At 67.3% G+C, this 25,643-nt stretch carries 19 protein-coding genes; 8 read left to right on the plus strand and 11 right to left on the minus strand.

The window, feature by feature from the left end; all coding sequences use genetic code 11:
- Positions 1-130 precede the first annotated feature (130 nt).
- Positions 131-901: a class III extradiol ring-cleavage dioxygenase gene (locus FQU96_RS25395; RefSeq protein WP_146544164.1), complete on the minus strand. Its 771-nt coding sequence runs from the start codon at positions 899-901 to the stop codon at positions 131-133.
- A gap of 127 nt (positions 902-1,028) precedes the next feature.
- Here FQU96_RS25395 and FQU96_RS25400 point away from each other — a divergent pair, with 127 nt between their 5' ends.
- Together FQU96_RS25400 and FQU96_RS25405 are read left to right on the plus strand one after the other, a co-directional pair.
- Complete coding sequence (locus FQU96_RS25400; protein WP_146544165.1) at positions 1,029-2,603, plus strand: ABC transporter substrate-binding protein; 1,575 nt, start codon at positions 1,029-1,031, stop codon at positions 2,601-2,603.
- Between the two features lie 146 nt (positions 2,604-2,749).
- Complete coding sequence (locus tag FQU96_RS25405) at positions 2,750-3,112, plus strand: helix-turn-helix domain-containing protein (protein WP_218574860.1); 363 nt, start codon at positions 2,750-2,752, stop codon at positions 3,110-3,112.
- A 168-nt stretch (positions 3,113-3,280) separates the two neighbouring features.
- Here FQU96_RS25405 and FQU96_RS25410 read toward each other — a convergent pair whose 3' ends face one another.
- Complete coding sequence (locus FQU96_RS25410; protein ID WP_218574861.1) at positions 3,281-4,315, minus strand: succinylglutamate desuccinylase/aspartoacylase family protein; 1,035 nt, start codon at positions 4,313-4,315, stop codon at positions 3,281-3,283.
- A gap of 382 nt (positions 4,316-4,697) precedes the next feature.
- On the opposite strand from FQU96_RS25410, the gene FQU96_RS25415 reads away from it, so the two are divergent.
- Positions 4,698-5,462, plus strand: coding sequence for a DUF2927 domain-containing protein (locus FQU96_RS25415; RefSeq protein ID WP_146544166.1), 765 nt, complete (start codon positions 4,698-4,700; stop codon positions 5,460-5,462).
- Positions 5,463-5,617: 155 nt separating this feature from the next.
- Entirely contained in the window at positions 5,618-6,427 is an 810-nt protein-coding gene (locus FQU96_RS25420; protein ID WP_146544167.1) for a DUF2927 domain-containing protein, read from the plus strand.
- On the opposite strand, the gene FQU96_RS25425 is transcribed toward FQU96_RS25420, so the two are convergent.
- From FQU96_RS25425 to FQU96_RS25445, 5 genes are all read right to left on the minus strand, one after another.
- Positions 6,386-7,804: an efflux transporter outer membrane subunit gene (locus tag FQU96_RS25425; protein WP_146544168.1), complete on the minus strand. Its 1,419-nt coding sequence runs from the start codon at positions 7,802-7,804 to the stop codon at positions 6,386-6,388. The genes FQU96_RS25420 and FQU96_RS25425 overlap by 42 nt on opposite strands.
- Entirely contained in the window at positions 7,804-9,774 is a 1,971-nt protein-coding gene (locus FQU96_RS25430) for a MacB family efflux pump subunit (protein ID WP_146544169.1), read from the minus strand. The genes FQU96_RS25425 and FQU96_RS25430 overlap by 1 nt, the downstream gene beginning before the upstream one ends.
- 11 nt (positions 9,775-9,785) lie before the next feature.
- Complete coding sequence (locus tag FQU96_RS25435) at positions 9,786-10,943, minus strand: efflux RND transporter periplasmic adaptor subunit (RefSeq protein ID WP_146544170.1); 1,158 nt, start codon at positions 10,941-10,943, stop codon at positions 9,786-9,788.
- A gap of 285 nt (positions 10,944-11,228) precedes the next feature.
- Positions 11,229-12,110, minus strand: coding sequence for a sulfite oxidase heme-binding subunit YedZ (locus FQU96_RS25440; RefSeq protein WP_146544171.1), 882 nt, complete (start codon positions 12,108-12,110; stop codon positions 11,229-11,231).
- Positions 12,111-12,241: 131 nt separating this feature from the next.
- Positions 12,242-12,592, minus strand: a complete 351-nt coding sequence (locus FQU96_RS25445) for a helix-turn-helix domain-containing protein (protein WP_146544172.1) — start codon at positions 12,590-12,592, stop codon at positions 12,242-12,244.
- Between the two features lie 138 nt (positions 12,593-12,730).
- On the opposite strand from FQU96_RS25445, the gene FQU96_RS25450 reads away from it, so the two are divergent.
- Together FQU96_RS25450 and FQU96_RS25455 are read left to right on the plus strand one after the other, a co-directional pair.
- A complete protein-coding gene (locus tag FQU96_RS25450; protein ID WP_146544173.1) occupies positions 12,731-13,603 on the plus strand; it encodes an NAD(P)-dependent oxidoreductase in 873 nt (290 codons plus the stop codon).
- Positions 13,604-13,756: 153 nt separating this feature from the next.
- Positions 13,757-18,082 carry a phytase gene (locus FQU96_RS25455; RefSeq protein WP_146544174.1) on the plus strand — a complete coding sequence of 1,442 codons (4,326 nt, stop codon included), beginning with the start codon at positions 13,757-13,759 and terminating at the stop codon, positions 18,080-18,082.
- 185 nt (positions 18,083-18,267) lie between these two features.
- Here FQU96_RS25455 and FQU96_RS25460 read toward each other — a convergent pair whose 3' ends face one another.
- The 4 genes from FQU96_RS25460 to FQU96_RS25475 all read right to left on the minus strand — a co-directional run bounded on the left by FQU96_RS25460 (position 18,268) and on the right by FQU96_RS25475 (position 22,452).
- Positions 18,268-18,516 carry a hypothetical protein gene (locus tag FQU96_RS25460; protein ID WP_146544175.1) on the minus strand — a complete coding sequence of 83 codons (249 nt, stop codon included), beginning with the start codon at positions 18,514-18,516 and terminating at the stop codon, positions 18,268-18,270.
- A 159-nt stretch (positions 18,517-18,675) separates the two neighbouring features.
- Positions 18,676-20,238, minus strand: a complete 1,563-nt coding sequence (locus tag FQU96_RS42270) for a hypothetical protein (RefSeq protein ID WP_178130699.1) — start codon at positions 20,236-20,238, stop codon at positions 18,676-18,678.
- Between the two features lie 94 nt (positions 20,239-20,332).
- Complete coding sequence (locus FQU96_RS25470; RefSeq protein ID WP_146544176.1) at positions 20,333-21,001, minus strand: DUF1062 domain-containing protein; 669 nt, start codon at positions 20,999-21,001, stop codon at positions 20,333-20,335.
- 323 nt (positions 21,002-21,324) lie between these two features.
- A complete protein-coding gene (locus tag FQU96_RS25475; RefSeq protein WP_146544177.1) occupies positions 21,325-22,452 on the minus strand; it encodes a ferritin-like domain-containing protein in 1,128 nt (375 codons plus the stop codon).
- Positions 22,453-22,650: 198 nt separating this feature from the next.
- Here FQU96_RS25475 and FQU96_RS25480 point away from each other — a divergent pair, with 198 nt between their 5' ends.
- Complete coding sequence (locus tag FQU96_RS25480; protein ID WP_146544178.1) at positions 22,651-23,928, plus strand: serine hydrolase; 1,278 nt, start codon at positions 22,651-22,653, stop codon at positions 23,926-23,928.
- A 536-nt stretch (positions 23,929-24,464) separates the two neighbouring features.
- Positions 24,465-25,403 carry a polyphosphate kinase 2 gene (gene ppk2, locus FQU96_RS25485; protein WP_146544179.1) on the plus strand — a complete coding sequence of 313 codons (939 nt, stop codon included), beginning with the start codon at positions 24,465-24,467 and terminating at the stop codon, positions 25,401-25,403.
- The last annotated feature ends 240 nt before the right edge of the window (positions 25,404-25,643 follow it).

Raw genomic sequence — 25,643 nt, forward strand, 5'->3', positions numbered from 1 at the left:
AAGGCCGGATGGGGACCCGACGAGATCTTAGTAACTGAGACCACGTCGGGTCCCCTCCGCCCACCGACGTTTCGACGCGAAGCGTCGAAACGTCGTATCGGGGGCACCTCCCCAACTTCGTTGGGGAGGACTATTCGAACGCGAACGACGTCATCGACAGGGTGCCGTTGGTGAAGCTGCGGTGCAGGGCGCGGCCGCGGGCGCCCTCGCCGGCAGCGCCCAGGGCCACGAACAGCGGCAGGAAATGCTCGTCGGTGGGATGCGCCATCAGCGCATCGGGGGCCTGACGCTTCCAGTCGACCAGCGCCTCGACATCGCCCGCCTCCACCCGCGCCACCAGCCAGTCATCGAAGCGCTGCGCCCAGTCGGCCACCACGCCGTGCTGGCCGCGCATCAGCACCCGCAGGTTATGGGTAGCGCTGCCGCTGCCCAGCACCAGGACGCCCTCGGCCGCCAGCGGCGCCAGCGCACGGCCCACCGCCAGGTGATGGGCCGCATCGAGATAGGGTTGCACCGCCAGCTGCAGGATCGGGATGTCGGCCGCCGGCCAGCCCAGCAGCGCCGGTACCCAGGCGCCGTGATCCAGTCCCTGCTCCGGATCGACCGCCGCGGTCATGCCGGCAGTATCCAGTGCAGCCACGATGCGTTCGGCAATGTCGGGCGCGCCCGGCGCCGGATACCGGAACGTGTAGAGCTGCGGCGGGAAGCCGTAGAAATCATGCACCGTCTCGGGCCGTGGCGCCGTCGAGACCGCCGGCACGCGCGTCATCCAGTGCGCCGAGACGGCGACGATCGCCGTGGGCCGCGCGACCATCTCGCCGAGCTGGCGCAGGAAGCGCGTCGCCGGCACGTCCTCGAGGATCAGCATCGGTGAGCCGTGAGATACGAACAGCGGGGTCATGCCTGCTCACAAGGTTGGCCGATCGCCACCGTGCCAGCGCCTTGATGGTTCGACAAGCGGGCGCCGAATGCTGCTATCGTTGACCTGCCACCGGTGCGATGTGGCGTTTCCCAGGGGAGTGAGGGTGATGTCCGTGTTGGGCAAGACGGCGGCCGCAATGATGGCCGGCCTGGTTGGGGCAAGTCTGCTGTGGTCGGCAGCGCAGGCGCAGACCACCTTGCGCGTGGTGGCGCATTCGGACCTGAAGGTGCTGGATCCGATCTGGACCACCGCCTACATCACCCGCAACCACGGCTACCTGATCTACGATACCCTGCTGGCGCAGGACGGCGATCTGCACATCCGCCCGCAGATGGCTGACTGGAAGGTCAGCGACGACAAGCTTACCTACACCTTCACGCTGCGCGATGGCCTGGAATGGCATGACGGCCAGCCGGTGACCAGCGCGGACGTGGTGCCCTCGATCAAGCGCTGGGCCGAGCGCGACGGCATGGGCCAGCAACTGTGGCAGTTCGTGAAGGAGCTGAAAGCGGTCGACCCCAAGACGGTGCAACTGGTGCTGAAGGAGCCCTACGGGCTGGTGCTGGAGGCGCTGGGCAAGCCGAGTTCGACGGTGCCCTTCATCATGCCCAAGCGCGTCGCCGAGACGCCGTCGAACCAGCAGATCAAGGACATGATCGGCTCGGGGCCGTTCATCTTCAAGCAGGACGAGTGGAAGCCGGGCGACAAGGTCGTCTACGTGAAGAACGCGAAGTACAAGCCGCGCGCCGAGCCGCCCTCCGGGCTGGCCGGCGGCAAGGTCGCCAAGGTCGATCGCATCGAGTGGCTCTCGATCCCCGATGCGCTGACGGCGGTCAACGCGCTGATCGCCGGCGAAATCGACATGATCGAGCTGCCGCCGCCCGACCTCTTCCCGGTGATGAAGGACGAGAAGAACATCCAGATCTACGGCTGGAATGTGCTGGGCAGCCAGATCATCGCCCGCCTCAATCACCTTCACCCGCCCTTCAACAACGTGAAGGCGCGCCTGGCGGTGCTCTACGCCACGGCGCAGGAGGACTACCTGCAGGCGCAGGTCGGCGACAAGGACATCTATACCGTCTGCAACGCGCCGCTGGTCTGCGGCACGCCGCAGGCCAAGACCTATGGCGACCTGCTGATCAAGCCCGACCTCGCCAAGGCGCGCCAGCTGCTGAAGGAGTCGGGCTACGACGGCACGCCGATCGTCATCATGCACGCCACCGATCTGCAGTCGACCAACCGGCTGCCGCAGGTCGCCAAGGCCCAGCTCGAGAAGGTCGGCTTCAAGGTCGACATGCAGTCGATGGACTGGCAGTCGGTGGTGTCGCGGCGGGCCAAGAAGGATCCGCCGGCCCAGGGCGGCTGGCACATGTTCTTCACCACCGCCGTCTCCGTCGACGCGGCCAACCCGGTCAACATCTTCACCAGCGGCGGCTGCGACACGGCATGGTTCGGCTGGACGTGCGATGAGGAACTGGAGAAGGCGCGCACCGCGTATTCGCGTGCCACCGACGATGCGACCCGCAAGGCGCTCTCCGACAAGATCCAGGACCGCATCACCGAGCAAGGTCACCATCTCGTGATCGGCCAGTTCAAGCAATACGGCGCCTACCGCAAGGACCGCATGGAAGGCTGGCTGCCCGGGCCTGTCGCCGTGTTCTGGAACATCAGCAAGAAATAGCCGCAAGGGGCGCGCCGCGGCCGACGGCGCGCCTCGCTGCATCCGCTGAGGTACCGGGCGCGTAACTATATGGAATAGACGTAACGCCGGAGGTGTTCAGATCTGGGAACCCTTGTGTCATTCAGCCCCGTGCGCCGGGAGGAAAGATGGACGACGAACGGCACGCTGTGTCCTGCCCGATGGATTTCATCCTGCGAATCCTGATGGGCCCCTGGACCACCTACATCCTCTACACCCTGGGCGAGCATGGACCGCAGCGCTTCGGCGAACTGAAGCGCCGGGTGACCGGCGTGTCGGCCAAGATGCTGACCGAACGCCTGCGCTCGCTGGAACAGGCCGAGCTGATCAGCCGGCACTACGAGCCCACCATCCCGCCCAAGGTCACCTACGCGCTCACCGCGCGCGGTCGCGAACTCGGCGGCGTGCTGGACCAGCTCTCGGCGCTGGGCAGCAAGTGGCTGGCCGAGGACAGCACCCGCGCCCCGCGCATCGCCCAGGCAGCGGAGTAGGCCTTAGTCCCTCTCCCGTTTGCGGGAGAGGGAGGGGCCCGTTGCGCGCAGCGCAATGGGAGGGTGAGGGGCCACACACGAAGCGCCTCGTCCTTATCCCCTCACCTTCCCATCGTGCTGCGCACGATGGGCCCCTTCCTCTCCCGCTCACGGGAGAGGAAATCCGAACTACCCCTCGTACGGCGTGCCGAGGTGGAAGAGGCAGTCGCCGCGTTCGCTGCGGCCGGGCACGCGCTTGCAGATCACCAGGCCATCGCGTTCGAAATGCGCCACGCTGGGCTCGCGCCAGGGCGTGTCGTGGAAGTGGATACGGCCGGCCGGCTGGCCGCGCTTGACCTCGTCGCCCAGCTCGACCAGCGGCTCGAACACGCCGCCGTCGGGCGCGTAGACGTAGTAGTCGTTACCGCCCATCGTCAGGAAGCGGGTCGGCGGCGTCGCCGGCACCGGCCCGGTATAGGCGCCCAGATGCGCCAGCACACGGCGCACGCCCTCCTCGGCCAGCTTCAGCACCGAGGGCGTCACCTGGCCGCCGCCGCCCAGCTCGGTGCCGATGCTGATCACGCCCTGCCGGCGCGACGCTGCCGTCAAGGTGCGGTCCATGCCCTGCAGCGCCGAGCCGATCCAGCCCAGCGGCGCGCCGAACGCGCGCATCATGCCCAGCAGCTTCTCCATGCCGGCCGGCTCCGGATCGCGCCGGCACAGGGTGCTGGGGATGTACATCAACGAACTGCCGCCGGAGTGCAGGTCGATCGAGTAGTCGCACTTCGGCAGCAGCACATGCTCGATGAAGAACGCGATCTGGCGCGTGATGTCGCCATCGGGGTCGCCGGGGAAGCTGCGGTTGAGATTGCCGTCGTCGATCGGCGAGGTACGCATGCCAGCCAGCGCCGCCGGGAAGTTGGCTGACGGCAGGATGATGATGCGGCCCCGCACCTGCGAGGGGTCGAGCCCGCGGATCAGCCCGCCCAGCGCCAGCTGGCCCTCCCATTCGTCGCCGTGGTTGCCCGCCATCATCAGCACCCGCGGGCCGTCGCCGTTCTTGATGCAGGCCACCGGGATCGGCAGCCAGCCATAGGCCGAGCGGTGCACCGAGTGCGGCACCCGGATGAAGCCTGTCTGCTTGCCGTCCTTGGCCAGGTCGAGCTCGAGAAAAAGTCGGCTGCGTGCGCCGGCGTCGATGCCTGCCTCCCCTCCACGGTCCACACAAAAGAAGAGCCCGGCCGCCCTTACGCGATCCAGCCGGCGCTCCCGCGGACGCGACTGTGCGGCGCCCGACCCGCGCGCCGCAAGACTGCCTGTTGCACGCCCCCTGAGATTATCCACAGGGTGTGGCAAATCTGTCACAAAACGAACATACCCACCATCGGCAGGGGCATCCTAAGCTTCGACCTACTTTCCCTTGCGTGCCCGGGTCTCTTCTCGCAATTCGTTCTTCTTTTGTCCGACCTTCAATCCGCCCCGGACCGATTCTCTTAAAGGCCGATCCTAATGTCTTTGATCAAGTTATCCGCCCGACCTAATCTCCTCTCACATTTTGTGTTTTCAGTATTTTCATTCGATTGCCAAAAATTCATTCAGGCCAAAAATGATTGACGTTGAGTCGATGCGCCGAGGGGCGGCGCGGGTGGTCCTGACCCTGGGTCTGGCGTGCGGTGTCATCGCCGCCGGACATGCCAGCGATACCCTCTCTCCGGCAGCGTTGCAGGATGCGGCCAGCGCTTTTGACGAGGCCGCCTTGCGTGTGAACGACTCGCAGCCGGCCGACCTGGTGCGCTGGAGCGGCCCGATTTTCCTCGCTGTCGCCGACGGCGATGGCATGCAGGCGATCGCGGCAGAGGTGGAAGCCTCGGTGCGGTCAATGGCCGCCATCGCGCGGGTGAGCGTCCATCGCGTGAGCGTCAACGATTCGCGGCGCAATTTCCTGGTACGCCCGGCCGACACCGGCGGCCGGGTCGCGTGCCGCGCCAGCGTCTATTCGCAGTACGGCCGCATCGCCGGTGCCGAGGTCGAGGTCTATGTCGGTGGCCGCGGCTCGCTGACACGCTGCATCAACCATGAGGTGATGCATGCCTTCGGCTTCCGCTCGCATGCACACGGCGCGCTCAGCATCCTGAGCTACAAGCAGGCGCGCCAGACCCAGCTGTCGGCGCTGGACCGCGTCATGCTGGAAACCCTGTACGATCCGCGCCTGCAACCCGGCATGCGGCCGGCCGAAGCCACCACGGCGGCGTGCACGGTGATCGGTGAAAAGCTGGGCCTGACGGCGCGCGACGCCACCATCCAATGCGGCGGCCGCGGCACCTCAGGCCGGCAGGTTGCCCTGTTCGGGCGGCGCGATCGCGATCAGTAGAGCGCCGCGCCAGGCGGTACGATTTTGGACCGATTTCCGGGCGCGCGCTCTGTTAACCCGATTGATGAGCTTAGGATTCCCGTCTAACATTTTCTGATATTTCGCGTTTTTGTTCAGCTCACCGAATTTCTCAACAAAGCCATTTCGAGTCATCCATGATGAGACTCGCCACCTGGGTGGCTTTTGCGATCGCCATTGCCTGTGGACCGTTGAAGCCGGCAGACGCCAGCGACGGCCCAGGCCACCTGTCGTTGGACGGCGTGGCGCGTGCCTTCGACGATGCGGCGCTGCGCGTCAACAACGCGCCAGCGACCGAGTTGGCACGCTGGACCGACCCGATCTACCTGGCGCTCGCCGACGATGCTGGCATGGCCCCGATCGCCCCCGCCGCCGAAGCCGCCGTGCGCGCCCTGGCGGCCATCGCGGGGGTACCGGTCACGCGCGTGGCCTGGCGGGATCGGCGGGTCAATTTCCGGATCCAGCCCGGCCAAGGCGACCGCGCCGGCAAATCGCCTTGCCGCTCCACCGTCGACTGGACCGAGTCCGGGCGCATGGTGCGGGCCGAGATCTACGTCAACCTGGCCAACGCCGAGCGCATCACGCGCTGCATCAACCACGAGACCATGCATGGCTTCGGCTTCCGCTCCCATGCCCATGCCGCGCTCAGCGTGCTGAGCTACACCCACGCCGGGCAGGCCGAACTGACCGCCGTCGACACCATCCTGATCGAGACGCTGTACGACCGGCGCCTCAAGCCCGGGATGCCGGCCGAGACGGCAGCACCGCTTGCCTGCAGCATCATCGCCGAGAAGATCGGCGCCACGGCGGCGGCGGCAACGCTCTGCCCTGGCCGCGGCGCCACGGCCAAGCGTGGCCTGGCCGCGTTCGGCGGTCCGCGGTCGCTGGCCGATTCGCCGCCGACGCTACCCGCGCTGCAGCCCGGCTACCGCGGCGACGGCCTGTAGCGGCCGGCCGTCGGCGTCCGACCAGCCACCGCCCAGCGCCTTGTAGAGATTGATCGCGGCGATGAAACGCGCCAGCTGGGCCTGGGTCAGCGCGTCGGCCGTCTCGACGGCGTTGCGTTGCGCATCGAGCACCGCCAGGAAATCGATGGCGCCGGTGTTGTAGCGCACATCCAGCAGCGCCAGTGCGCGGCGGGCCTGGGCGTCGGCCTCGCGGTCCAGCGCGATCGCGCGCTGGTTCAGCGTGCTGGCGTAGAGCGCATTCTCGACGTCGCGGAAGGCGGCGATCACGGCACCGTCGTAGAGCGCGACCTGCTCGCGGTAACGCGCGGCATCGAGCTTCTCCTGACCCGACAGGCGGCCGCCGGCCAGGATCGGTGCCGTCAGCGACCCGACGATCGACGCCACCGCGCTGCCGGGATTGAACAGCGCGCCCAACGCGTTGCTGGCCAGACCGCCGGCAGCCGTCAGCACGATGCTGGGAAAGCGCGCGGCGTGCGAGGATTCCCAATCGCCATGCATCCCTCGCACGTTGGCCTCGCTGCGACGCAGATCGGGCCGGCGCAGCAACAGTTCGGACGGCAGGCCGGCCACGACAGGCGGCACACGCAGCTGCTGCAGCGAGCGGGTGGTGACGCTGAAACCCTCGGGATTGCGTCCCACCAGCACGGCCAGCGCCGCGATCGCCTGGTGTTCCGCCAGCTGCAGGTCAGGCAATGCTGCCTGCTGGCGGGCCGCGATGCTGCTCTGTTGCGCCAGTTCGACATCCGACGCGCTGCCCGCGTGGTCGCGCGTGCGCAGGATGCCCAGCATGCGCTGGGCGGTATCGATGGACTGTGCCATCTCGCGCTGACGATCGCGCAACGACAGGATCTGGAAGAACGTGGCGGCGACATCACCTTCCAGGGACAGCGCCATCGCCTGGCGGTCATAGACACTGGCCTCGACTCGCGCCCGTGCCGCGGACGCCGCGGCGCCGTACTTACCGAACAGGTCGATTTCGTACGATGCCTGCACGCCGGCGAAGAGGTCCTTCGACGTCGCCTTCTGCTCGCGCCCCGGCTCGAAACCGGCGCCCAGGGTGGGCCAGCGCGGCGCGCCCGCGATCCTGGCCCGCGCCGCCGCCTCGTCGATGCGAATGGCTGCGGCCTGCAGGTCGTGATTGTTGGTGCTCGCCTCCACGATCAGGGCATTCAGCTCATCGCTGCCGAAGGCCTGCCACCAGCGCGGATCGGGCCAGATGCCGGCGCCCGCCGCGCCGGCATCCCAGCCGTCCGGGGCCTGCGTAGCCGGCGGCTGGTAGGACGGCACCGTCGTGCAGGCGGATACGACGATGGCCAGGGCGAGTACGCCCGCCGCGCGCAGGAGCATGATTTTCATCACTCGGCCCCCAGGGCGACCACCGGGTCCAGGCGCGCCGCCTTGCGCGCCGGCAGGTAGCCAAAGACGAGCCCGGTGAAGAAGGCGCAGGCGAAGGCCACCAGCATGGGCCACAGCGCCACCACCACGGGCTGGCCCAGCCGGGAGAACAGCCAGGCGAAGCCGACGCCCAGCGCCACACCGACCACGCCGCCGATGGCGCAGACCACCAGGGCCTCGGTATTGAACTGCAGCATGATGTTGAGACGCCGGGCACCGGTGGCCATGCGGATACCGATTTCGCGGGTCCGCTCCGTCACGCTCACCAGCATGATGTTCATCACGCCGATGCCGCCGACGACCAGCGATATGGCGGCGATGGCGGCCAGCAGCAGGGTGAGCGTGTTGGCGGTCTGGCTGGCGGTCGCCAGCACCGACGCCATGTTGCGGATCTGGAAGTCCTCGCTGCCGTGGCGGGCCACCAGCGCCTGCCGTACGGCCTCCTGCACCTGGTCGATGCGCTTCACGTCGCGCACGTCGACCGTGATCGAGCGCAGATAGCGCTGGCCCTGCAGGCGCAGGCGGCCGGTCGTGATGGGCACGAACACGAGGTCATCCTGGTCGACGCCGTGCGGCGTGGCACCCTTGGCCGACATCACGCCGATCACCTGGAACGGCACGTTGTTGAGCAGCACGTAGGTGCCGATCGGGTCCTTGCCGGCCGGATACAGGTTGCGCGCCACCGTCTGTCCCAGCACCGCCACCGGCGCGTAGCGCTGCACGTCGCCCCTGGTGAAGAAGCTGCCCGCCGCCAGCGGCCAGCTGCGCGCCTGCGGGATGCCGGCGCCGGTCGCGGTCGCCGACGTCGTGTAGTCGGCATTGCCGTAGCGGATCGTGACCTGGACCCCGAACTCGGGGATCGCCGAGAGCACGCCGTCGAGACCGGCCAGCGCCTCGGCGTCCGCGGCCACCAGGGTGGCCGGCGTCGCGCCTGAATTACGCAGGTTGGGCGCACCCGGCCGCACCAGCAGCAGGTTGCTGCCCATCGAAGCGATGTTGTGCAGGACCTCGCGCTTGGTGCCGTCGGCCACCGCCACCAGGGTGACCACCGAGGCGACGCCGATCACGATTCCCAGCAGCGTCAGCGCGGTGCGAAAGATGTTGGTGCGCAACGACCGCAGCGCCATCTTCGCGGCCGCGGCGATGTCGTCCATGACCGGCAGCCGTGCCCGCTGGCGCAGCACCACGCGCGGATCCGGCGCGAAGACGCGGCCCGCGGGTTGCGTCCGCTCCGTGGCCTGCTGGTCGCGTACGATCAGGCCGTCGCGCAGCTCGATGATGCGGTCGGCGCGGTTGGCGACGGTCTGGTCGTGGGTGATCAGCACCACGGTATGGCCCGCCTGATGCAGGCCCTTGAGCTGTCGCAGGACCTCGGCACCGTTGCGGCTGTCGAGCGCGCCGGTCGGCTCGTCGGCGAGGATGACCTTGCCGCCGTTCATCAGCGCGCGGGCGATGCTGACACGCTGCTGCTCGCCGCCCGACAGCTGGCGCGGCCGGTGATCGCCGCGCGCCGCCAGTCCCAGCATGTCGAGCAACTCGACGGCGCGCGCGCTGCGCTCGCGGCGCGACAGGCCGGCGTAGATCGCCGGAATCTCGACGTTCTCGGCCGCCGTCGCGGTGGCCAGCAGGTTGTACTGCTGGAAGATGAAGCCCAGCGCCTCGCGGCGCAGCACCGCCTGGCTGTCGGCATCGAGCGCCGCCACTTCGCGACCGGCAAAGCGGTAACTGCCGGATGTCGGCCGGTCGAGACAGCCGAGGATATTCATCAGGGTCGATTTGCCGGAGCCCGATGCACCCATGATGGCGACGAACTCGCCGGCGCGGATCGACAGCGTCACACCCTTCAGCACGTCGATGGTCATGCTGCCGCGCACGAACTGCTTGCGCACGTCACGCAGATCGATCAGCGGCGGGTCGATCGTGTCGGTCATGAGGGCGCCGCTCACAGACGGGGCCACTTGAAACGGAACGTGGTGGCGCTGTCACCCGGGACACTGGTGCCCGCGTCCGGCACGATGACCCGTTCGCCCGGCGCCACGCCGGACTTGATCTCCGCCGTCACGCGATTGCTGACGCCGACCTCGACATGGCGCAGCACGCGCTTGCCGTCCGGCTGGACCACCTCCAAGGTGACATCGCCGGCACCGGGACCATCGGATATGCGCAGGGCCGCCGCCGGTACCACCAGCACATCCTGTGCCTGCCGGATCCGGAAGAAGACCTGTGCGCTCATGGAGGGCAGCAACGCCTTGTCGCGATTGTCGACATCGAACAGCGCGTTGTAGAGGACGACGTTGTTGACGATCTCCGGCGTCGGCAGGATCTGCCGCAGCGTGCCGCTCCAGCGCCGGTTGGGCCGGCCCAGGGTCGTGAAGTACGCGTCCATGCCCTCGGTGAGCTTGGGGATGTCCGCCTCCGACACCTGGGTCCACACGGTCATGGTGTCGAGATTGGCGATGCGCAGGATGACAGGTGCCGTCTGGGTGGCATTGAGCGTCTGGCCCTGGCGCGCCGTCAGCGACACCACGGTGCCGGCCATCGGCGCATGGATCAGGGTGTACTGCAGGCTGGCCTCGTCGGCGCCAAGGTTGGCCCGGGTCTGGCGGATCTGGGCCTCCAGCGCCGACACTTCGGCGCTGTTCTGCTCCAGCGCCGTGACGGCGGCGTCGTAGGCCTCCTGGCTGGTGGCCCGCGCCGGCAGCATCTCCTTCTGGCGCTCGAGCTGCCGATCGAGCAGGTGCCGGCCGGCGGTCTTGAGCCGCAGCTGCGCCTCGAGATTCTCCAGCGCGGCGCGGTCGGCGGTGACCCTGGCCTGATACAGGGTCGGCTCGATCTCGGCGACCAGCTGGCCCTGCATCACCCGGTCGCCGATCGCGACGTGGATCGCCTGCAGCTGACCCGACACCTGCACCCCGACATCGACATATTGCGATGGCTGGAGCGAACCCAGCGCGGTGACGACGTCCTCGACATTGCCGCGCACGACGGGCGCCGTGTCATGGCGCGCGGCCGGTTCGCCCGCCGCCAGCGACGGCGGCGCCACGATGCCGGCTGTCGCCAGCATCAGAACGACGATCACGCCAATCGACTGCTGCCGCATGCCAAGCTCGCTCCATGACCTCAGCGGGCATGTAGGCAGCGAACCTGACAACAGCCTTGATCACCCCGAATTGATGCGGTGGCTCCGCGTGACGGCAGGCTGACCGTCGTACGAGAGCGCATCGGTTTCAAGCCCACGCTGTCATCCCGAGCGTAGCGAGGGATCTTCCCGGCCGCGAGCCTAACGCTGAAAGATCCCTCGCTACGCTCGGGATGACAGCGTGAGCGTATGACGTCACAGGCTGTCAGGACGACGGAGGCCGATTCCGTCAGCGCATAAACCGCCTCAGGGCGATCGCAGTTCGTTCGACAGGTTGCCGGTGTCGATGCGCGGGCGCGCTGCGGTGCGCGTCCAGTCGCGCCGCGCGGCGGCCGCGGCGGCGACGGCAAGGCCGATCGCGAGCACGATCCAGGCTGGCCGGATGCTGGGCGAGAACATCAGGTTGGCAGCCAGAACCCGGGTCGGATCGACGCCGAGCTTGATCCAGTAGTAGATCGACTCGCCGATGGCCGTGCCGGCGGTCGCCAGCACCGTCAGCAGCAACGGCCACCAGTCCGCCAGGCGGCCCTCCCAGCGGCCGCGCCAGACCACCACGCGATACGCCATCAGCCAGACGAACAGCCCGGCCATCACCCAGGGCTCGTTCACGTTGAACTTGGTCTGCATGAAGAAGTGCACGACCGACAGCAGCGCCGCGGCGTAGACCAGCTGATGCAGCCGCCGCCAGCGCCGGCCGCCCAGGCGACGCACCATGCCGTCGGTCGAGGTGATCGCCATGGCGGTCAGCACCAGCAGCGAGATGAAGCCGATGGCGAGGTAGATGCGCGACACGATCTCCAGCGCCACCTTGCGCAGGTCCAGCGACTCGTCGGCGATGTAGAGGCAAAGATGAACGGCGGCATAGGCAAAGGCGGCGACACCGACCATGCGCCTGATCTGCATCAGGCGCGGCCAGCGCAGCAGGCGACGGCCCGGCGTGATGGCCAGCGAGATCAGGATCAGCTTCAGGGTCCAGTTGCCGACCTGGTGGATCGCCTCGTTGAGCGCGCGCGGCCCCAGGGCGCCGCTGACGTAGCGTTCGGCGATCACGGCGGCCGGTACGAAGAGAAGGATGAAGACGGCGAGCTTGAAGGGCGAGAACCGTCCGGCAGGATCAAACCACGGCATTCAGTCAGCGTACCTCTGTTCAACAGCGATATGGCCGATGGCGCCGGTGCGAACGATACACAGTTCGCGCTCCCGCCTTCACCATTGTGTGAGAGTTTTCCTCACTACGCCGTGCAGTGTTCCGAACGCCATCAAGCGGCGGCGGCGGTCCGGCTCTTGGCTGCCAGCCGGCGCTGATGGCCCTTGCCCCACTGCGCAAGCCCGACCACGGCGGCGTTCAGGGTCGTGCCGTACTCGGTCACCGAATACTCGACCTTTAGCACGGCACCGGGAAAGACTTCGCGGCGCACCAGGTCGTCGGCTTCCATCTCGCGCAACTGCTGCGCCAGGACCTTCTCGCTGATGCCCGGCAACCGGCGCTTGAGTTCGCCGAAGCGCCGCGGCTTGAGATGGATCTCCCACAGGATGTGGGTCTTCCATTTGCCGCCGATCGCACCGAGCGCGGCGTCAAAGCCACAATCAACAAGCTGCGGTTGCGTCATCGAGATCGCTCCTTACCTGGCGGTCAGCGCTTACTTTATAGTGCGTAATTTACAGGGCGAGAAAGCCCGACTTATCACTCGGCAACACCCATGGGGGACCCGGCGACGCATCGCTGCCCGGTACAGGAGTTGCCCGCAATGACGACAATCTGTGTCTTTGGCGCCGGACGCATGGGCTCTGCGCTGGCCCGCGCCTTCCTGAAAGCCGGATATGAGACCCGCGTGTGGAATCGCACGCCGGAGCGCTGCAGGCCGCTGGCCGATCTCGGTGCCCGCATCGCCGCTTCGCTCGACGAAGCCGTGGCCGCATCCGACATCGTCGTCGTCAATGTCCTCGACTACGCCGCCGCCGATACCCATCTGCAATCGCCCGCCGTGAGCCGCGCACTCGGCGGCAAGCTGCTGGTGCAACTGACATCGGGTTCTCCCGACCAGGCGCGCCAGACGGCCGCGTGGGCCGACCGTCACGACATTCGCTACCTGGACGGCGCGATCATGGCGACACCGAACGTCATCGGCGAGCCCTTCGCAACGATCCTCTACGCCGGCGACCGCCCGACATTCGACGTGAACAAGGCCGTGTTCGACGTGCTGGGCGGCAACATGGTTCATGTGGGCGACAATGTCGGTCACGCATCGGCGCTCGATATCGCGCTGCTCAGCGCGCTGTGGGGGAAGCTGTTCGGCACACTGCAGGCCATCACCGTCTGCCAGGTCGAGGGAATCGCGCTGGACGCCTATGCCCACCATCTGCAGCCTTTCACGAAGATCATCCTGGACGCGACGGACGACCTGATCGCGCGGGCGCGCGAGCGGCGCTACCGTGGCGACGACGACACCTTGGCGTCCATCGCAGCGCACCACGGCGCTTTCCAGCACCTGATGTCGCTATGCAGCGAGCGGCAGCTGAACCGCGCCCTGCCGGATGCTTTCGACGGCATCTTCAGGGCCGCCATCGCCGCCGGCCACCTGCACGACGACTTCGCCGCGCTCGTCCCGTTCATGCGCTGAGGCGTCGGCCGCTTCTGCCCTCCCCGGCCTGCCGGGCGGGCCGCGCCCGCGGGAAGGGATTTCCACAGTCACGCGTACGTCAAGACATGGTCATGCGATGGTTAAGCATTGCCGCGATCCTCGGTACGGGCCGTCCACCGGGGAGATCATGTGATGAGCACCGAGCTTCGCGTCGCCACGTTCAACGCATCGCTGAACCGCGCCACCGAAGGCGCCCTCATCACCGACCTCAGCACGCCCGGCAACGTCCAGGCGCGTGCCGTGGCCGAGATCATCCAGCGCGCGGCACCCGACATCGTGCTGGTCAACGAATTCGATTTCGACACGCGCGGCCCCAACGGCAGCTCGCTGGCCGCATCGCTGTTTTCGCAGAACTACCTTTCGGTGTCGCAGAACGGCGCCGCGCCGATCGACTTCCCCTATGTCTACATCGCACCCTCCAACACCGGCATCGCCTCGGGCTTCGACCTCAACAACAACGGCGCTGTGGTAACCACGCCGGGCGCGCCGGGCTACGGCGATGACGCGCTGGGCTTCGGCGCTTTCCCCGGCCAGTTCGGCATGGTGATCTATTCGCGCCATCCCATCGACGCCGCCAACGTACGCACGTTCCAGAATTTCCTGTGGAAGGACATGCCGGGCGCCCGGCTGCCCGACGATCCCAACACGGCGCAGCCGCAGGACTGGTACTCGCCGCAGGAGCTGGCGGCACTGCCGCTGTCGTCCAAGAGCCACTGGGACATCCCGGTCACGGTGAACGGTGAGACCGTGCACATCCTGGCGGCGCACCCGACGCCGCCGGTGTTCGACGGCCCGGAAGACCGCAACGGCTTGCGCAACGCCGACGAGATCCGCTTCTGGGACGACTACGTGACGCCGGGCGCCGGCGGCTACATCTATGACGATCACGGCGGCACCGGCGGCTTGGCGCCGGGCGAACGCTTTGTCATCGTGGGCGACTACAATGCCGATCCCAACGATGGCGACAGCGTCGACAAGGCGATCCAGCAGATCCTGAACAATCCCAGCGTCGATGGCAGCGTGGTGCCGACCAGCGCCGGCGCGATACAGCAGTCGGCGCTGCAGGGCGGCGCCAATGCCACGCATGTCAGCGATCCGGCACGCGACACCGCCGACTTTGCCGACGGCACGCCGGGCAATTTGCGCGCCGACTACGTGCTGCCCTCGCAGGTCGGCCTCGACGCCAAGGGCGGCGGCGTGTTCTGGCCGTTGAACGACGATCCGACTTTCGGCCTGGTCGGCACGTTCGACCCCGGCTTGCCCGGTGGCTTCCCCAGCTCCGACCATCGCCTGGTGTACATGGACCTGGCCGTGACCGACGACCAGCGCCGCGATGCCACCGGCCTGGATTTCCTGGGCCAGCTCACCTTCCCCACCGGCCTGCAGTTCGAGGATACCGAGGTCGGTGGCCTGTCGGGTATCACCTACGACGCCGCGCGCGGCGTCTTCTACGCCATCGCCGACGATCGCAGCCAGATCGACCCGGCGCGTTTCTACACGCTGTCGATCGACATCGCCGACGGTACCCTCGGCGCGGGCGACGTCGCCTTCACCGATGTGACGACGCTGCTGGGCGCCAACGGCCAGCCCTTCCCGGCGCTGTCGCTCGATCCCGAGGGCATCGCGCTGACCGACCGCGGCCTCTTCATCTCGTCGGAGGGTGACGCCAACGCCGGCGTGGCGCCGTTCGTCAACCTGTTCTCGCTGCAGGGCCAGCAGCTCGCCACCCTGCCCGTCGATGCCAAGTTCCTGCCCAGCGCCAACCACGGCATCCGCAACAACCTCGCCTTCGAGAGCCTCACCGTCACGCCCGACCAGCGCACGCTCTACACGGCAACCGAGAACGCGCTGTTCCAGGACGGCCCGGCCGTCACGCTGCAGAGCGGCTCGGCGTCGCGCATCATCCGCTACGACCTGGTGAGCGGACAGCCGGTGGCCGAGTATGTCTACGTCACCGATGCCGTCGAGACGCCGCCGGTGCCGCCCGACGGCTTCGCCAACAACGGCCTGGTTGACATGCTGGCGATCGACAACGACGGCACGTTCCTGGCCATGGAGCGCGGCTTCTCCACCGGTGCCGGCAACTTCATCCGCCTCTACGAGGTGCGCACCCAGGGCGCCACCGACGTCTCGCACACCGCGGCCATCCCGACGACGATCGAGGACGGCGAGTTGGTGGTGAACGTCGATGCGCCGGTGCAGAAGGAGCTGCTGTTCGACCTTGCCGATCTCGGCATCCCGCTCGACAACGTCGAGGGCATCTCGTTCGGCCCGCGCCTGGCCGACGGGCGTCAGTCGATCATCCTGGTATCGGACAACAATTTCGCCGGCACGCAGTTCACCCAGTTCCTCGCCTTCGCGATCGACCTGCAGGACATCCCCACGATCGCGCCGGTACTGGAGACGCCGCCGGAGAGCCGCTTCCCCGATCCGACGGTCGACGTGGAAGGCCCCGATCCCGACGACCCGGCGATCTGGCTCAACCCCGACGACCCCAACGCCAGCGTGGTGGTCACCGCGCACAAGGAAGGCGGGCTGCGCGTCTATGACCTGGCCGGCCACGAGATCCAGTCCATCGAACCCGAGGGCATCCGCTACAACAACGTCGACGTGCTCTACAACGTGAAGGTGGACGGCACGTTCACCGACCTGTTCGTCGCCTCCGACCGCGCCAACGACACGCTCGCGATCTTTGCCGTCGACCCGCAGACCCGCGCCCTCACCAACGTGACGTCGGCCACCGTGCCGGCCAGCATCTTCGGCGTCGACGACGGTGAGGCCACGGCCTATGGGCTCGACGCCTACACCGGCGCCGACGGCCAGGCCTACGTGTTCGTCACACAAGCCGGCGGTGATCACATCGCGCAGCTGCGCCTGGTGAACGACCCGGGCGGCAAGGTCTCGTTCGAGTTGGTCCGCACCTTGACCCTGCCCAATCCCGACGACGTCGATCCCGAGGACCTGCAGTCCGAAGGCATCGTCGTCGATGACATCACGGGCATCGGCTACGTATCGCTGGAGAGCGGCGGCATCTACAGCTTCAACGCCGATCCCACCAGCGACGGCCGCTTCACCGCGTTCGTGGCGCGCGACGCCGATTTCCTGGTGCCCGACCTCGAAGGGCTCTCGATCCGCTACGGCAACGACGGCTCACGCCAGCTCTTCGTGTCGAGCCAGGGCGACTCGACGTTCTCCGTGATCGACCTCGACACCGGCGATTTCCTCGGCCGCGTCGCCGTCGCCGGCGGCCAGGGCATCGACGGAGTCGAAGAGTCGGACGGACTCGACATCTTCTCCGGCGCGCTGGGCAACGCCTTTCCCAACGGCCTGGTGGTGATGCAGGACGGCTCCAGCGCGCCGCAGACCGTGTTCCCCGATCCCGGCAGCGGCGAGATCCAGAACTTCGACGCCAACTTCAAGTATGTCGATCTGGCCCAGGCGCTGCGTGCGATCGGCCTCGATCCCACGCCGCTCGCGCGCGACCCGCGTGATCGCGACAAGACCGGCGGCGAGGGCGACGACGTCATGCGCGGCGGCCCCGGCGACGACAGGCTGGCAGGCCACGACGGCGATGACCGCATCGACGGCAAAGGTGGCGACGATCACCTGCTGGGCGGTGCCGGCAACGACCGGATCGACGGTGGCGACGGCAACGACGTGATCGACGGCGGTGCCGGCCGCGACGTGATCGACGGCGGCCGCGGCGATGACGTGCTGATCGGCGCGCTGCCCTCGGGCGGCCATGGCTGGCCGCATGGCCCGTGGTCAGCCGAGGACAAACTCGCTCTGCTGTGGGGCCACGGCGGCCGCCGCGGCGAGGTCTATGACGGCGGCGACGGCAACGACACGCTGGATTTCAGTGCCGTCGATGACGACATCAGGCTCGATCTGGCCGACGGTGCCACGCGCTTTGGCACCGCCACCATCATCGATATCGAGAACGTCACCGGCGGCGCCCACGATGACCGGCTGTCGGGCAACGACGCGGCCAACACGCTGCGCGGCAATGCCGGCGACGACGATCTCGACGGCGGCCGCGGCAACGATCGCCTGTTCGGCGGCGATGGCGATGATCGGCTCGACGGCGGCCGCGGTCGGGACGTGCTGGTCGGCGGCACGGGCGACGACACGCTGCGCGGCGGCGACGGCATCGACTGGTTCGTGTTCACGACGCCGGCGGACGGAACCGACCGGCTTCGCGATTTCCAGACGCGCGGCGACGCACGCGACCAGATCGTGTTCGCCGCCACGCTGTTCACGAACTTCACCGGCGATGACGGCGCCGATCTGGTTGCCGGCGGCTTCCTGCGCGCCCGCACCACGCACGGCCAGACGGACATCCAGGTCGATGCCGACGGCGGCGGCAACACCTGGACCACGATCGCGGAACTGTCGGGCCGCGTCTCGACCGATACGCTGGCCCAGCAGGTGATCATCCAGCACGATCCGCTGGTGTGATCCTGGGAGCGCGGTCCTCTTGACCTCTCCCCACCGGGGAGAGGTCGGCGCGCGGGCGCCGGGTGAGGGGGCCGCCGCGCACGCGAGGTGCTTCTCGTCGAACGCCGCGTGCGGCTTCGACGCCCCCTCACCCGACGCGCGCTGCGCACGCGTCGACCTCTCCCCGGTGGGGAGAGGTCCATCTGCTACAGGATGCGGCCGCCCTTGGTGGTGCATTCCAGGGTGGTGGATACGGGGGTCCAACCCTGGCCCTTGCACGCGTTCATGCCCTTGCAGGACGAGCTTGCGCTCTTGCAGGCGCTGGTGCCTTTGCACGCATTGATGCCGGCGCATTTCAGCGTGCCCTGTTGTGCCTGGGCGACGGTCGCGACCGTACCTGCAGCGAACAGCGCCGCCGCGGCGGTGGCAAGAACGAGGGTCGAGCGATGAGCCATGGAGGTCTCCCGTTGAATCGGGCGGCGCCTGGTTGGATCGCCGCCATGCGGAATACCCGCGGACCATCCCGTTCGGATGTTTCACCATCGCGTGATCGCGCTTCAGCGTTTTCGCGGCCGTCCTGAAACTCCGGAAATCCGGTGCGCCATGGCGGCCTCTTATTTGCTGCCACCGCCACCAGAACCACCACCTCCGCCGGAGCCACCGCCTCCGCCTCCAGAGCCGCCGCCACCTCCTCCACCGGAGCCACCTCCGCCGGAACCGCCGCCGCCTCCACCAGAGCCGCCGCCAGCACCGCCACCTCCGGAACCGCCGGCGCCAGAACCACCAGCGCCACTGCCGGCACCACTGCCGCCAGCACCAGAACCACCAGCGCCGCTGCCGGCGCCGCTGCCGCCGGCACCAGAGCCACCGGCGCCACTGCCGGCACCGCTACCGCCGGCACCAGAACCGCCTGCGCCACTGCCAGCACCGCTACCGCCGGCACCGGAACCGCCTGCGCCACTGCCAGCACCGCTACCGCCGGCACCGGAACCGCCTGCGCTACCGCCGGCACCGCTGCCGCCAGCGCCAGAACCGCCAGCACCCCCGGCCGAGCCACCCGCCGCACTGCTCGTGCTGCCGACGCCGCTTTCGCCACCGCCTTCGCCATTGATCCCATGGTTGGCGAAGGGATCCACGGCGCGCGTCGAGCGTCGGGGTGACGCTGCGGCCGGCAGTGGTGGCGGCGGCGATACCGGCATGGCAACGACCGGTTCCGGCTCCGGCGGAATCACCACCATGTCGGGCGTGGGTTCCGCTGACTGCGGCGGCGGCCGGACGACGCGCGGTTTCGGCCTGGGCACCGGGTTGGCCGGTGCCGGCTTGGCGGCTGCCGGTGCCACGGTCCGGGCGATCACCGGTTTCGGTGGTGGCGGCGGTGGCAACTGCGTATCCGCCGGTTTCGGTGGCGTCGGCACGGCCAGCACATCGAGGGGAATCGTGGCCCGGTTCGAGATGCCCGGCCCCGGTATGGACCCGGGTATGGTGTTCTGCAGCATGATGTCGGGCATCACCGCCGGACGCGGCGCATCGGCGACGGGTGCCGGCACCGTATCGACCGACGGAATCACGGTCTGATCGGCCGGGCCGGGCTTGGGCGACGCCGGACGCTGCGGCGCGGCCGCCGCGATCGGTGCGACGGGCTGTACCTTGAGCACGGGCATGCCGGGCAGCGGTGTGTGCGACACCCTCATCGCCGCCAAAGCAAGGTCGGATGCACCTGGCTCAGCCGTGGGCGCCGCCGGCGGCGCGCGCACGATCGGCCGGGACTCGGGTACGCTGCCCTGTCCTGCACGCCGGATGAGCGATGGCATGGTACCGACGGCCGACGGCGTCGAGTCCGACACGCCAGGCGGCGATGTCGGTGACGGCTCCGTCGGCACGATCGTGCGATCGGACGTCCCCAGCAGGGCATTGGGCACGCCCGGCACGGTGGCCGCGGTCATTTCCCGCGACTCGTCGGGCGCCGGACGGCCCGGCCTGTGCGCGCCGCGGAAGGAGTGCAGGTCGACAGGAAGCGCCGCCTCGCCCGGCGCTGCGGTGTCGCGGCCAGCGACCGCTTCGGCAGGTTGCTCGGTCCCCATGCGCCCGGCGACCAGCAGGCCGATAAAGACAATGTGCAGCACGAGCGATCCGATGATCGGGAACGTTGCACCTTCTCCGAATCTTGCTGCCGCCATGGCAAGACCTTCCCCTGACGACTCCAGACGCATTGACGCATCGAATGTCGACGGGCGGGGCCGGGAAAGGTTTCGTGCCGCGGGGGCACGACGATCAGAACAGCCGTGACCGTTTCGTGCCATCGGTCCCGAGCGGCCGGCCCGCGTATCCCGGGCCGTCCACCAGCGGCGCCATGGCCGCAACCGCCGTGGCGTCGATGCACACGCGCATGCCGTCCCGGATCGGCCCCCGAAGCGGGCGCAGTCCGGACGGCGAGAGGGTCAGCAAGCCGCTGGCCTGCAGCGCCTGGATGCGGCTGCGTGACAGCGCGAGTTCGTTCGCCAGCAGGCGATCGACGCGCAGGCTGGTCGGCGCCGTCACGGTCAGCCGGATCTCCGCCGCTCCGGTCGTGTCCGTGACCAGCAGCCGTTTCTCGACATCGACGGCGGCGGACTCTTCGATGCGCGCCGACCATCGCTTCAAGGCATCGATGTCGAAGGCCAGGCGCCGCAGCCACCGCGCGTCGTTGGTCTGCAGGGCCTGCAGGAGCGCCGGATCGATGTTGCGCACGTTCTGGCGTTCGAGGAGCGGCCGGTTCCAGGTGCTGCCGCAGTCGGCGCATCGGTAGATCAGCCAGGCATCGAGGCGCTTGCCGTTGGCGTTAACCCTGGCCTTGTCGCTGCAGCAGAACGGCCGCGGGCCGCTGCACCGAGGGCACGTCAACCATGGCCGTGGGGTGATCCGGGGCGTGATGATCCATTGAACACAAAAGAGACCCGACATGCCGACTTGCCCTTCCCGACGGGAAGTTCATCAAGTCGACGGCGTGAGGAGCCCCGGTCAGGGGCACGGCGTGGCGCGGAAGGAACGACGGGAGAGCTGATGCGCGGCGCGGTGACAGCGGCGGCGGATCGAGCCTGCCAAGCCGGTCTCAAGCCGCCCACGATGACGAACGCACGTTCTCGAATTCGGCAGCGCGACACGCGCTGCCCTGCGCTTCCAGTGAACTGGCGAGACCGGCGTTTACGATGGCAAGACAGGAACCTCGGGAAAAACCCGGCGCTCTCTAGCCCAGAAAGATCAGGCTGGTAAAGCCCGTTGGCGCATCAGGCCGTCAGTTTCTGGCCGATGACGCGGCGCTTGCGGTTGATTTCGCGCAGGTACTCGATGCCGTCGGCGGCGATGGCGTCGCCCACCATCGAGTCACCCTCGCCCACCAGCTCGCCGAGATCGACCCAGGGGCTGTACACGTGCCTGGTGCGGTCGGTGATGATGCCGGCCTTCAGCAGGGTCTTGATCAGCACGCGGAAGATGTTGGTGCTCTCCTGCATGGAGTTGCGCCGGCTGTCGCGGCCATAGGCTTCGCGCACCGCGTCGCGCACCCACTGCCAGTCGAGGCCGAACTCGTCGTAGATGTAGGTGCGCTGACTGATGCTGGTGAGGTTGAACAGCAGCGACTCGAAGACATGGGCGGCCCAGTCCTCGACCTTCTCGTGCTCCTCCGCCGACAGCTTGGGCAAGGTCCGGTCGGCCCAGATCTTGCCGAACTTGTGGTGGAAGGCCTCGTCGGTCATCACCAGCTGCACCAGCCGCTTGAGCAGCGGATCGCGGGTGTGGGCGTGGGTGTCGGCGAAGGCGCCCATCGCCAGACCCTCGAGCATGATCTGCATGCCGACCAGCTTCTTGTAGACGATGGGCGACAGCACGATGTCGTTGAGGAACTTGCCGAGCTCGTCGGCGCAGGGATAGGCCTTGCCCCAGCGCACCTTGATGTAGCGGCCGAAGCCCGCGACGTGGCGCGCCTCCTCGCGCGCCTGGTTGGCGGCGTATTCCTGGGCGCCGGGATCGAGCAGGATGTCGCACAGCGAGGCCGACAGCGACAGTGCGCCCTGCTCGCCATGCAGGATGCCCGACATGCGGAAGCGCGTGATGTTGTTGGCCAGACGAATGCGCTGGCTCTCGTCGAGACGATCGGAGACGGCCGAGTTCAACTCCGGCACCCGGTCGGGCGGCATGATGTACTCGCGCTCGATGTCGAAGGGCTGCGCGTAGTCGAGATAGGCCGGGTTGAACGGATCCCAGAAGTGATCGTGCGTGGCGCCGATGATGCCGTCGAAGGCATCCGAGCGCATCTCGTAGCGATCGACCTCGATCATCGCCGGAAAATCATCCGGCGCCACCACGCTGTAGGCCGGGTCGTGCGTGATGTGCGCGTCGTCCGGGTGGTGGGTCATGAGGTTCCTCCGCACGTGTGACATTTTTTCTATTTCAGGTCAGAAAATTGTAGCTCTGGCGCCACGCAAAATCTACCCGCATAGAGGAACAATACTGCAAAAAGACCCGAAAATGCCGGCGGAAACCCTAGGGCCAGCGCAACGAGGCAGCGCGGCCCGGATCGTGTCGTCGGCACAGGAGAGCTTGTCGGATTGACGATGCGCGGTATCAGCCATCACAGTTGGTGCTACAGCGATCTCCACCAAGGAAGAAAGACAATGCACCGCTCGGCCGCGTTGCTTGCGACGGTCCTCTTCCTCGCCGCCTGGGCGGCATCCGCCGCGCCGCAAGAGGAGCAATACGGCAGGGATGAGGGCTATCCCGTCGGCGATCGGGCAACCGCTTTCCAGCAGCGATATCTGGTGGGCACGTTCAGCAACACCGAGAAGCTGGCGCCGTTCCACACGGTTGCGGCGCCACCGCACGCATCCCCGCTGCTTAGCACCGATGCGATGTTCGATATCACCTACACCCACGGCGACAAGCGCAAAACGATCGAGGACTACCTCGCCACCAATCCGGTCACCGGCCTGTTGATCCTGCGCGACACCCGGATCGCGTTCGAGCGCTACCAGTATGATCGCACGGCAGCGCACAGGTTCTACTCCGCCTCGATGGCGAAGACCGTGACTGCCCTGCTGATTGGGATCGCGTTGCGCAACGGCAAGATCCGGTCGGTCGACGATACCGCCGAAACCTACGTACCTGACTTGCGTGGTTCCGCCTACGGCGCCACGCCGTTGCGCGCCCTGCTGCAGATGTCGTCGGGCATACGGTACGTCGAGCAGTACAACGGCGCCGATGACCAGGCGCGATTATGGCGTGCGATGTTCGCCCAGGATGGCCCCACCGTTCTCGATGTCCTGAAATCTTTCAGCGACCGGCCCTGGCCGCCCGGCACGCACTTCAACTATGCCGGCGCCGATACGATGGTACTGGGACTTGCCCTCCGCGCCGCCACGGGCCAGCCCCTGGCGACCTACTTGTCAGAGAAAATCTGGCAGCCGATGAGCGCCGGGGCGAACGCCTCCTGGCTGATCGACCGCTCCGGACAAGAGCTGAGCTCGTGCTGCCTCAACGTCACGCTGCGCGACTACGGGCGGCTCGCGCTGCTGATGGCAAACGATGGCCACGCGAACGGAATGCAGATCGTCCCGGCCGACTGGATACGCGACATGACCACGGTGCCCGACGATCGCGCGCATCTGAAGCCGTACGTCGCGACGCGATCCTATGGTTATGGCTACCAGACATGGATCCTGCCGGGCGCCGAGCGGCAGTTCGCGCTTCTGGGCGTGCACGGCCAGGCGATCTATGTGCATCCCCGGCTGAAGCTTGCGATGGTGAACACGGCCGTTCGTCCACGGCCCGTCGACCCGGGTATTTTCGAAACATCGGCCCTGTGGCGCGCCGTCGCCGCCGCCGCCGAGAAATAGGTCTGCCTTCTTTACAACGGTCGACACCAAGGACAATCCGTCCCTGCCCCGCACGCGGGAACGATCGAGAGAACGCGATCGAACCGCAACGGGATGAATGGCGTGCTGGTCCGAGGCTGACTAAGGCTGGCCTCGCCCCAGCGAGGGCTGTAGGATAAGCGATTACGCTCGCCAGTATCGGCCAATTGGCGCCTATGATCGACGCCGCAATCACCAGCACAAGCAGAAGCCGGCTCAGATATTCGCCGACAGCGGTGCCCGCTCGGAGGACAACATCCAGCTTAAGGAGGATCGCGAGATCGAGGCCTACATCTCGACCGACCCGCCAGAAGCATGGGCAGGCTGCCGGCGACGGGGCCCCTTGAGAACCCCGATCGCATGCGCAGGCAGACCGTCGAACCTGCTCCGGCCGGATCTAACACACGCGAGGCTTTCGCAGGTTCCTCGCGCGGGGTTGAACAAATCGCTGCCAAGCGGTCAGTGCTGCCAGTTCCAGTTGGGTGCCCTCGAACAAAGGCCTATGGGAGGAGTGCACAATGGGCAAGAAGAACAGGGAGACTGAGGCCGCGCCGAATGACGGCGAAGTGCGCGAGAATGTGGTCGAGGGTGTCGAGCGGGAGGCAGCATGGCAGCTCGACCATGACGACTCCGACAAAAAGAAGAAGAAGAAAAAGGACAAGAAGAAGAAAAATTCGGACCAGGACCGCAAGCCCTACAAATACACCGATGAGCTGGTGAAGCTGCAGTTCGAATTGATCAAGCTGCAGGATTGGGTGCAGAACGAAGGGCTGAAGGTCGTCGTTATCTTCGAAGGGCGCGATGCCGCCGGCAAAGGCGGTGTCATCAAGCGCATCACCGAAAGTCTCAACCCGCGCGTATGCCGAATCGTGGCACTCGGCACGCCCACCGAACGCGAGCGCGGTCAGTGGTATTTCCAGCGCTATGTGGCGCAGTTGCCGGCCAAGGGCGAGATCGTGCTATTCGACCGCTCCTGGTACAACCGCGCCGGTGTCGAGCGTGTCATGGGCTTCTGCACCAAGGCCGAATACAAAGAGTTCCTGCGCGCCTGCCCGTTGTTCGAGGAGATGCTGATCCGATCGGGCATCATCCTTGTCAAATACTGGTTCTCGGTCAGCGACGAGGAGCAGGAGCTGCGCTTCGAGGAGCGCATCAAAAACCCGATCAAGCGCTGGAAGCTCTCGCCGATGGACCTCAAATCGCGCGAGCACTGGGTCGAATATTCGCGCGCCAAGGACACGATGCAGAAATTCACCGACACCGAACTCAGCCCGTGGAACGTGGTCGACGCGAACAACAAGAAGAAGGCGCGTCTCAATTGCATCAGCCACCTGCTGTCGATGATCCCGTACAAGGAAGTCCAGCCGCCGAAGATCAAGCTTGCGCCACGCCAGAAGGACGACGGTTACGTACGGCCGCCCAAATCCGGCCAGCGCTGGGTGCCGGAAATCTACTGAAACGTCGGAGCACCACGGGACGGACGCGGCGGGCCTAAGGCCCGCCGCCAACGCGAACACCGGGCCGCCCTGCACAGGGAACGCCAGGGATAAGCACCCCGGCAGGCCGGACGCGGGCCGACGAGCCGCTACGCGGATCGCAACGGCCGACCACGCTGCCCCCAATCCAACTTGTGGCTCCTCCTACAAACGATCGTTTGTGGCCGCGCGGTCTCTTGGACATGGTTCGGCCGGTCAACG

The sequence above is a fragment of the Reyranella sp. CPCC 100927 genome (genome assembly GCF_007859315.1).
Lineage (GTDB): Bacteria > Pseudomonadota > Alphaproteobacteria > Reyranellales > Reyranellaceae > Vineibacter.